Source organism: Sulfurimonas sp. (genome assembly GCF_029027405.1).
Classification (GTDB): domain Bacteria; phylum Campylobacterota; class Campylobacteria; order Campylobacterales; family Sulfurimonadaceae; genus Sulfurimonas.
In genome coordinates, this window is record NZ_CP093396.1 from 2817807 (window position 1) to 2827517 (window position 9711).

At 30.0% G+C, this 9711-nt stretch carries 8 protein-coding genes; 7 read left to right on the forward strand and 1 reads right to left on the reverse strand.

Going from position 1 to position 9711, the window contains the following annotated elements:
- Positions 1-96 precede the first annotated feature (96 nt).
- The 5 genes from dnaN (at position 97) to MOV42_RS13935 (ending at position 5914) form a co-directional block, all read left to right on the forward strand.
- Positions 97-1164: a DNA polymerase III subunit beta gene (gene dnaN / locus MOV42_RS13915; protein ID WP_324171765.1), complete on the forward strand. Its 1068-nt coding sequence runs from the start codon at positions 97-99 to the stop codon at positions 1162-1164.
- A gap of 158 nt (positions 1165-1322) precedes the next feature.
- Positions 1323-3632, forward strand: a complete 2310-nt coding sequence (gene gyrB / locus MOV42_RS13920) for a DNA topoisomerase (ATP-hydrolyzing) subunit B (protein WP_324173037.1) — start codon at positions 1323-1325, stop codon at positions 3630-3632.
- Between the two features lie 2 nt (positions 3633-3634).
- Entirely contained in the window at positions 3635-5050 is a 1416-nt protein-coding gene (locus MOV42_RS13925) for a GGDEF domain-containing protein (protein ID WP_324171766.1), read from the forward strand.
- A 1-nt stretch (position 5051) separates the two neighbouring features.
- Positions 5052-5432: a preQ(1) synthase gene (gene queF / locus MOV42_RS13930; protein WP_324171767.1), complete on the forward strand. Its 381-nt coding sequence runs from the start codon at positions 5052-5054 to the stop codon at positions 5430-5432.
- 11 nt (positions 5433-5443) lie between these two features.
- Complete coding sequence (locus MOV42_RS13935; protein WP_324171768.1) at positions 5444-5914, forward strand: hypothetical protein; 471 nt, start codon at positions 5444-5446, stop codon at positions 5912-5914.
- Here the strand turns inward: MOV42_RS13935 and MOV42_RS13940 are convergent.
- The gene (locus MOV42_RS13940) at positions 5882-7120 is read right to left on the reverse strand and encodes a nucleotidyltransferase domain-containing protein (RefSeq protein WP_324171769.1); all 1239 of its coding nucleotides are present in this window, start codon (positions 7118-7120) and stop codon (positions 5882-5884) included. The genes MOV42_RS13935 and MOV42_RS13940 overlap by 33 nt on opposite strands.
- Positions 7121-7267: 147 nt before the next feature.
- Between MOV42_RS13940 and typA the strand changes: the two genes are divergently transcribed.
- Positions 7268-9076: a translational GTPase TypA gene (typA, locus tag MOV42_RS13945; protein WP_324171770.1), complete on the forward strand. Its 1809-nt coding sequence runs from the start codon at positions 7268-7270 to the stop codon at positions 9074-9076.
- 222 nt (positions 9077-9298) lie between these two features.
- Positions 9299-9598: a DUF2325 domain-containing protein gene (locus tag MOV42_RS13950; protein WP_324171771.1), complete on the forward strand. Its 300-nt coding sequence runs from the start codon at positions 9299-9301 to the stop codon at positions 9596-9598.
- Positions 9599-9711: the final 113 nt, after the last annotated feature.

Consider the following 9711-nt stretch of genomic DNA (forward strand, 5'->3'; position numbering starts at 1 on the left):
AAATGCTTTCGTAGTGGGGAAAAAAAGCTCATTTTCACATAATCACATATACCTACTACTACCTACTAAAATTATATATATTATATAGGGATTAATATGAAGATAACTGTTTCAAAATCTATAATTGAAAACATACTTGTTTATGCTCAACCATTTTTAGAAAAAAAAGATACTTCTCAAATAACTTCTCATGTTTTCATAGATGTAAATAACTCAAATTTAACAATTAAAGCAACTGATCATGAGATTGGTTTTGAAGTAAAAACTAATAAAATAAATATAATTTCAAACGGTAGTATAACTGCTAATGGTAAAAAGCTTTTAGATATTATAAGAATTTTAAAAGATGGAGAAATAAACTTAGAAGTGAAAAATGAAACTCTTTTTATTTCTCAAGCACACTCAAACTTTAAACTACCAACTTTTTCTTTTAACGACTTTCCTGAGTTCCCAACTGCAAATAATAAAGGTCGAATTACAATAGACTCACACTCTCTAATAGACTCACTAAAAAAAATAACTCCTGCCATTGATACCAACAATCCTAAATTTGAATTAAATGGTGCATTAATTGATATAAAACAAGATAATATAAACTTCGCATCTACTGATACTAGAAGATTAGCTATTGTAAATATTACAAATCAAAATGAAAAAGAACTTTCTATAATTATTCCTAAAAAAGCAATTGTTGAAATTCAAAAACTTTTCTTTGATAATATAGAACTTTTTTATGATGATACAAATCTTATAATCCACTCTCAGCAATATACATTTTTTACAAAATTAATTAATGGAAAATTTCCTGAATATTCAAGAATAATTCCTAAAGAGATATCAAATACTTTAGTTTTACCAAAAGCTATAATGATTGACTCTATAAAACAAATAACTACAATTTCTTTAGATGTTAAAATCACTTTTTTCCAAAATTCTATTAAATTTGAATCCTTAAGCGATGACAATATAGAAGCAAAAACAGAAATAAATTACAATACAGGTTTTGATGAACCTTTTGTTATAGCTATAAACTCAAAATATCTTTTAGATTTTTTAAATTCTATAAACTCTTCTGAGTTTAGTATAGGATTAAATGAAGGAAATCTCCCATTTATACTATCAGATAATAATTTTAAAACTGTTGTTATGCCAATAGTCATCTAAATAACTATCTTTTAGTTTCGATTTTATCGAGACTAAAATAATTTTTTAAAACAATAAAAAATTAAATTCTTACAAATATTTACTTTATATATATTCTTTTTAGCAAAATTTAGATAAAATGGTTTCAATAATGCCAAAATGGCTAGATGGAGAAGTTAATGGAAAATTACGGTGCTAGTAATATTAAAGTTCTTAAGGGATTAGAAGCTGTTAGAAAAAGACCAGGTATGTATATTGGTGATACTGGACATCGTGGTCTTCATCATCTTGTTTATGAAGTAGTCGACAACTCTATTGATGAAGCAATGGCAGGTCATTGTGATACTATCACTATTGCACTTACAAAAGATGGAACTTGTAAAGTAAGTGATAATGGACGTGGTATTCCTACTGACTTGCATCCAACAGAAGGAATATCGGCAGCGACTGTTGTTTTAACAGTTTTACATGCTGGCGGTAAGTTTGATAAAGATACATATAAAGTATCTGGTGGTCTACATGGAGTTGGTGTTTCTGTTGTAAATGCACTTTCTGGCGATTTGAAGATGACTATTTACAGAGAAAAAGAGGTATTTGAGCAAAACTTTAAGGCTGGTATTCCTCAAGAAGTTTTAGCAGTTGTAGGAAAAACCCGTAAAACTGGTACAACTATTGAGTTTGCACCAGACCCTAGTATCTTTACTGAAACCATAACTTTTGAGTATGAATTTCTTTCAAAAAGATTTAAAGAATTAGCATATCTAAATCCATTTATAACTATTATATTTAGCGATGAAAGAACAAATACTACTGAAACATATCACTTTGAAGGTGGTATAGCTCAGTATGTAACAGATATGAATAAAAAAACTCAAGTAGCTTCAGTTTACTCATTTGCAGCCAAAATTGAAGATATAGAGTTTGATATAGCACTTTTATATAATGATGGATATGAAGAAAAACTTGCTTCATTTGTAAACAATATTAGAACACCAAATGGAGGAACACATGAGGCAGGATTTCGTGCTGGTTTAACTCGTGTTATTTCTAATTATAACTCTAAAAATGGAGCGGTAAAAGAAAAAGATGTAAAAATATCTGGTGATGATGTAAGAGAAGGTCTCATTGCTATAGTTTCTTGTCGTGTTCCTGAACCTCAGTTTGAAGGACAAACTAAAGGTAAACTAGGAAACACTTATGTAAGACCTTTGGTACAAAGACAGACTTATGAACTACTAAGTAAGTACTTTGAAGAAAATCCAATCGAAGCAAAAGCTATAGTTTCTAAAGCACTAGCCGCTGCAAGAGGTCGAGAAGCCGCAAAAAAAGCAAGAGAGTTGACCCGTAGAAAAGATGTTATGAGTGTTGGAACTCTTCCTGGTAAGTTAGCTGACTGCCAAAGTAAAGATGCTTCTATTTGTGAGCTTTATCTGGTGGAAGGGGATTCTGCTGGTGGTTCTGCTAAGATGGGAAGAGATAGAGTTTTTCAGGCGATTTTACCACTTAAAGGTAAGATTTTAAATGTTGAAAAAGCAAGATTAGAGAAAATTCTAAAATCTGATGAAATTACAAATATGATAACAGCAATGGGTTGTGGAATAGGTGAAGAATATAAAGAAGAAAAACTTCGTTATCATAAAGTCATCATTATGACGGATGCCGATGTCGATGGAAGCCATATACAAACTCTACTTTTAACATTTTTCTTTAGACATTTTAGAGATATTGTAGAAAAAGGTTATTTATATCTTGCTCAACCACCACTTTATCGTTATAAAAAAGGTAAAAAAGAGATTTACTTTAAAGATGATAGAGAGATGAATGATTATCTCATTGGAAATGGTATAGAGTCTTTAGATGTTGACGGAGTAGGGCACAATGACCTAGTTTCATACTTTAAGATGGTTGACCATTATAGAGGTTCTTTAGTTGCACTAGAGCGTAGATATGCTCTTGTTGGTTTGATAAGACACTTTATAGAAAATCCAGATATTATAGGTCTAAACATAGATGCTATGTATAAAGAAGTCCAAAGATTTTTAACAGAAAATGAAAATAATATTTTGACAAAAAATATAACTGAAGATTCTATTCACATTTTTGTTCAAACAAAAGATGGAATGGAAGAGTTGCTTATAAATGATGACTTGTTTTCTGCTCCACACTTTAATGAAGCTTCTTTTGTTTTCAAAAAAATCCAAGAATGGGATTTAGAATTTGAAGAAGATATACTACAAGTTTTAGAAAATATAAATGATTACGCTAAAAAAGGTGCATATATTCAACGCTACAAAGGTCTAGGTGAGATGAATCCTGATCAGCTTTGGGAAACAACAATGACACCAGAAAACCGTGTTTTACTTCAAGTAAATATTGAAGATGCTGAAGTTGCCTCTGATGCATTTACTTTGTTTATGGGTGATGAAGTTGAACCTCGTCGTAATTATATAGAAACACATGCTAAAGATGTTAAACATCTAGATGTATAGAGATGCTACTCCCTCAAACAAAAGAAAGAGAATATCGCTTTAAACTAGCACTAAGAATGGGTCTTCCCATTTTTGGTTTAGTTATGCTCCTTGTTACCACTACTTTTTTATCAAACGATCAAAGCTTAAATCCAGTTTATTTAATAGAGTTTATTCTTCTTATAGCGTTTAATATCTATTTTATTTTTTATATAATTTATAATAGTTTTGATGTTAGAATAACCGAATTAGTTACAAAAACATTCACAAAAGAATACCTCTTTAAATATCTAAAAAAAGAGATTAAAAAAAATGACAATTACACTCTTTTACTTATTAGCATTGATAATCTTCATGATATAAATGACAAATATGGTATTAAAAATGGAGATAAAGTTCTAAATATCACAGCAAGATGGATAGGGAATTATTTTAAAGAAAAAGGTTTAGATAATTTTCCGATGGGACATATAAAAGGTGGAGATTTTGTTATAGGACTTAGACATAAAAGTTCAAAACATTTTACGATGCTAGAGTTGTTTTGTCTTAAAAGTGATGATTTTATGGTTGATGATATAGAGGTTAAGATAAGTGTTTCAATGACAGATACTCTTTATTCAAGACAATTAGATTATCTAATTGAGAATCTTTTTGAACTACAAGCAGCAAATAAAGAGCAAAAAATTATAAAAGAAAACACTCAAGAGATAGACCCAAATAAACTAGAGTCTTTTGTTATAGCAGCTCTTAAAAACCGCTCTTTTATTGTAATGAGCCAGAATATTTTTGAAAATAACAATAGTAATATACAAGAGTGTTTTGTAAAGTTAAAGACATCAGATGAAAAAATTATTCATCAAAAAACATATATGAAAATATTTGATAAATTAGGCTTGATGGCAGACTTTGATTTTATGATACTAGAAGAAAACATAGTAAGATACAAAGAAAATAATGATAAAGTTCTTGCCATAAATATATCTCCAACATCACTCAGAAACCAAAAGTTTGTATATAAGGCGAAAGAGTTAATTATCTCAAATAAAAAAGTTAAAGATAAAATCATATTTTTACTAAATGAGTCACACTACTATTCACAAACTTTTAAATATAACAAAACTTTAAATTCTTTTAGAGAACTAGGGGTTAAAATAGCCATAGATAGACTAGGAGCAATTCATTCTAGTTTTATATACCTGAGAGACTTAGACATTGATATAGTAAGATTTGACTCATTTTATACTAAGGATATAAAAAGTATAAAAAATAGAAGCACCATAGAAGGTTTTAGTCTTATGGCACAAGAAAGAGGTATAAAAACTTGGGTTAAGATGATAGAAACTCAAGATATTAACGAGATAGTAAAAGATTTAAAAATTGACTATACTCAGGGAATGTATTTAGCACCAATGATAAAAAAATATGAAAGCGAGAAATAATATGAAATATGGCGAAAAAATAGTTAATGAGTTTGACATTGAAAAAGATTTAGAAATATGGCCAAATGAGCATGAAAGAAACTATCTTATAAAAATGACACTACCAGAATTTTCTTGTCTTTGTCCAAGAAGTGGCTATCCTGATTATGCTACGATTTATCTGGAGTACACGCCAGACAAATGGGTTGTTGAGCTTAAGGCAATGAAGCTATATATAAATTCTTTTAGAGATAAACATGTAAGTCATGAAAATTCAGCAAATGAAATATATGAAGTTTTAGATAAAAAGTTAAAACCTAAATATATGAAAATTGTGGCTGATTATAACCCAAGAGGAAACGTACACACTGTTATAGAGGTAGATAGTTCTAAATTAGTTTAAAGGATAAATAAATGTTTGGAAATATACTAGGTAAGATTAAAGGTAAAAAAAGTGAAGACAAGGTGCATAGTGAGTTAGTCCAAAAGATATCTAAAATGAATTTAACAGATATGAAAGCTTATATAAACAATAGAATACCAGACTTATCTGTTGATGAAGTAGGTTTGAGCGAAATAATGAAAAAGCTAATAAAAGTTGATGAAAAAACATCAAAACGCTATATAGATGCAAGCGATATGGACACTAAAATAAAAAAAGGTTTTGAATTAGTTTTAACTCTTTTAGTCAATAAAAAAATTACTGTTTTAGCGATAGAACAAGTAGGTGAATTTATAAAAATATATAAAGAAATAATTAATGATTATGATAAAAAGCATAAGCAAATTTATGGTTCAAGATTTAATAAAGCTCTTGGACAAGCGGTAGACGGCATAAATCTAAGAGCTGAACTAAACAGAAAGTCTAATGTAATTGGCGAGTAGCCACTCTTTAGCATTCTCATGAGAGTTAAACTCATTGTGCATCTGTGCTTCATAAGCTGCATCTAGAATAGTCTTAAAATTTTTAGATTCTTTTAGTCCTAGAACAATTAAATCCCTCCCTTTTATAATATTTGGAAGCTTATGGTTTAAAATATTTAACTCTTTTGCTCGCATAAAAATTTTCTTATCAACTCCATAAATAACTTTTAAAAGTATGTTTATTTCTTCTATATTTATATGAGTTGCAAGTTTATATAACTCATAATCACTAAAATCTTTTTTTGACAGCTTAAGAGCTATAGGCAAATTAACAACTAATGTAGTTACTCTAAATGCTAACTCTTTTTCATTGCTAAGATTAGATATAAAGTCTTGTGTTTGCTCCTGGTTTAGCTTATAACAAATCAAGGCTAACATTAAGATTTCTTTTGTTTTTATTTTAGTAATATTTTCTTTTGCAAGAGCATCGAGGGATAAAAAATTAAAAGAAATTTTTGAAAAATATTCTAAGGCTTGAAGTTCATTTAAAAGTTCAAAACCGATAGATGGCTTATTAGATTTAAGTAAAAGTTTTTTTATTTCTCCATAAACTCTCTCTTTTGGTAACTCTAAAAGCATATCTTGTTTTATCATCTTTGAGCATTGTAAAAAAAGTTCTTTATCCATTTTTAACTCAAATCTAGCACAAAATTGTATCGCTCTTAAAACTCTAAGTGGGTCTTGGACAAAAGTTTTTGCATCTACCATTTTTAGATTTTTTTTCTTTAAATCGGCTATACCATTATGTGGGTCAAGTATCTCTTTTGTTGCAATATTATAACCAATTGCATTTATTGTAAAGTCTCTTCGTTTTGAGGCCTCTTTGAAATTTAAATCTTTCAAAACCTTAACATCAAAACCTTTATGTCCAGATGCTATTTTTGAGTCTATTCTTGGCAAGGTGAAATCTAAGTCTAATGTTTCTAGGCAAAGCTTACAAACACCAAAACTTTTACCGACATTGTTCACTTCACCAAATTCTTTTAAAATATTTTGCAATTTTTCATATGAAGATATATTGTAAATTTCAATATCTATATCTTTTGAATCTTGAATGTTGGCATCTAGTAAAAAATCTCGAATATATCCACCGACAATAATAATTGTAGCATTATGCTCTCGTAGTCTGTCAAATATAATATTTAAATCATTAGGATATTTAATCATTTTTCAACTCTATTGTATATATTTAGTGTGTGTATTTTATCATGTATTTAGTCTATAATAAAAGATATATCATTATTTTTAGCATATTTTGATATATATTTAGCTATAATCGCGAAAAATTTCCCATAAACTTAAAAGGAAACCCTTATGCAAAAAATAAGAAATATTGCAGTTATAGCACATGTTGACCATGGTAAAACAACACTGGTTGATGGATTACTAGAACAGTCTGGTACATTTGGCGAGCATGAACACCATGATGAAAGAGCAATGGACTCAAACGATTTAGAACGCGAAAGAGGAATTACGATTCTTTCTAAAAACACGGCTATTCGTTATAAAGGTTACAAAATTAACATTATTGACACTCCTGGTCACGCTGACTTTGGTGGAGAAGTTGAACGCGTACTTAAGATGGTTGACGGTGTTTTAGTTCTTGTTGATGCTTATGAGGGTGTTATGCCTCAAACTAAATTTGTTGTTAAAAAGATGTTAGCACTTGGTAAAAAACCAATTGTTGTTATTAACAAGATAGATAAACCTTCTGCAGATTGCGATAGAGTTGTAGATGAAATGTTTGACCTGTTTGCAGCAATGGGTGCAACTGATGATCAACAAGATTTTCCTATTATCTATGCAGCAGCAAGAGATGGAATAGCTAAACTTGATATGGGCGATCCTGATGGAAATTTTGAGTGTATTTTTGATGCAATTATAAATGATGTTCCAGAGCCAGAAGGTTCGGCTGACAATCATTTACAAGCTCAAGTATTTACACTTGATTATGATAATTATGTTGGAAAAATCGGAATATCTAGAATCTTTAACGGTGTTGTAAATAAGGGTGATAATATCATGCTTGCAAAAGCTGATGGAGAATTAGTAAAAGGTAAGATTTCTAAACTTATTGGTTTTATGGGTCTTAATCGTATGGAGATAGAGAGAGCTGAAGCTGGTGATATTGTCGCTTTTGCTGGTATGGAAACAGTTGATGTTGGAGATACAGTTTGTGATACTGAGAACCCTATGCCGTTAGATCCTATGCATATAGAAGAGCCGACTTTAACAGTTGTATTTTCTGTGAATGACTCTCCTCTTGCTGGTCAAGAAGGTAAACATGTTACTTCAAATAAACTTCGTGCTCGTCTTGAAGCTGAAATGACAACAAATGTTGCAATGAAACTTGACGTTGTTGGAGAAGGTAAGTTTAAAGTTTCTGGTCGTGGAGAACTTCAAATTACTATTCTTGCAGAAAATATGCGTAGAGAAGATTTTGAGTTTGGAATCTCTCGTCCTGAAGTTATCGTTAAAGAGATTGAAGGTGTTAAGTGTGAACCATTTGAGCATCTAGTAATTGATGTTCCTGAAGAGTTGAGCGGAACCGTTATTGAGCGTCTTGGAAAGAGAAAAGCGGAAATGAAATCAATGTTACCAATGGGTCAAGGCTTTCAGAGAATAGAGTTTGAGATTCCTGCTCGTGCTCTTATCGGTTTTAGAGGACAGTTTTTAACTGATACTAAAGGTGAGGGTGTTATGAATCATTCTTTCTTAGAATTTCGTCCTTATACAGGTGGTGTTGAGTCAAGAAGTTACGGTGCTTTAGTATCAATGGTTCCTGGCGAGACTTTAGCATTTTCACTATTTAGTATCCAAGATAGAGGTGTTCTTTTTATTGGTGTTCAGACTAAGGTTTATGAAGGTATGATTATCGGTGAGCATTCTCGCTCAAATGATTTAGTTGTTAACCCTATTAAGGGTAAAGCACAGTCAAACGTTCGCTCTTCTGGTGCTGATGAAGCTATCAAACTTATACCACCGCGTGATATGTCACTAGAGCGTGCGTTAGAGTGGATTGAAGATGATGAGCTTCTTGAAGTTACTCCAAAATCTATAAGAATTCGTAAAAGAGCTTTAACTGAAAATGAAAGAAAAAGAAACTCTAGAAAAACTAAATAATTTTTAGACTTTTAAATCCTTTTTTGAAGTATTTGATTTAGATTTCAAATACTTCATCCCCCAATTATCCTAATTACATAATATAAATTTATCAAAATATTTTTCTTTTCATACAGTTAAAATAAACAATAGTTTTCAAATATGATAATAATTATCAATATAATATTGCTTTAAGCTTTTTTGCAGTAGTATTTTAATAACAATTATCAAAAAGGAGTACAAATGTCGATTTTACTTATTGGTGGAGACAAGGTAACAAATATAACAGATTTACTAAAGTCTCTTGGTGCGACAAAAACAACTCATTGGGATTCAAGAAAAAATTCTACTTCACATAAAAAAATCCCTGCCAATACAGATGCTATTATTATGCTAACAGATTTTTTAAAACATAATTCTATGAGTCATTTTAAAAAATCTGCTAAAAAGCAAGATATACCGTTAATATGTACACGCAGAGGTACAGCTAGTGTAGCGGCTGAGTTTAACAAATTTTTGGAGACACGAAAATGTTTGAGTTAAATAATAAAGCAAATATAAAAAAATTTACAGGCAAGCCTTGTTAATGGCTTAAAATAAATGATTTAAGGAGTTTGATGAGATAAAATAATATAAATATTTCGGAATTAAAAAAA

Excerpts from the sequence above, each read along its gene's own strand:
- MOV42_RS13940 (WP_324171769.1), bottom strand. The coding sequence starts at position 7,120 with ATGATTAAATATCCTAATGATTTAAATATTATATTTGACAGACTACGA.
- gyrB (WP_324173037.1), top strand. The coding sequence starts at position 1,323 with ATGGAAAATTACGGTGCTAGTAATATTAAAGTTCTTAAGGGATTAGAA.
- MOV42_RS13935 (WP_324171768.1), top strand. The coding sequence starts at position 5,444 with ATGTTTGGAAATATACTAGGTAAGATTAAAGGTAAAAAAAGTGAAGAC.
- queF (WP_324171767.1), top strand. The coding sequence starts at position 5,052 with ATGAAATATGGCGAAAAAATAGTTAATGAGTTTGACATTGAAAAAGAT.
- typA (WP_324171770.1), top strand. The coding sequence starts at position 7,268 with ATGCAAAAAATAAGAAATATTGCAGTTATAGCACATGTTGACCATGGT.
- dnaN (WP_324171765.1), top strand. The coding sequence starts at position 97 with ATGAAGATAACTGTTTCAAAATCTATAATTGAAAACATACTTGTTTAT.
- MOV42_RS13950 (WP_324171771.1), top strand. The coding sequence starts at position 9,299 with ATGTCGATTTTACTTATTGGTGGAGACAAGGTAACAAATATAACAGAT.
- MOV42_RS13925 (WP_324171766.1), top strand. The coding sequence starts at position 3,635 with ATGCTACTCCCTCAAACAAAAGAAAGAGAATATCGCTTTAAACTAGCA.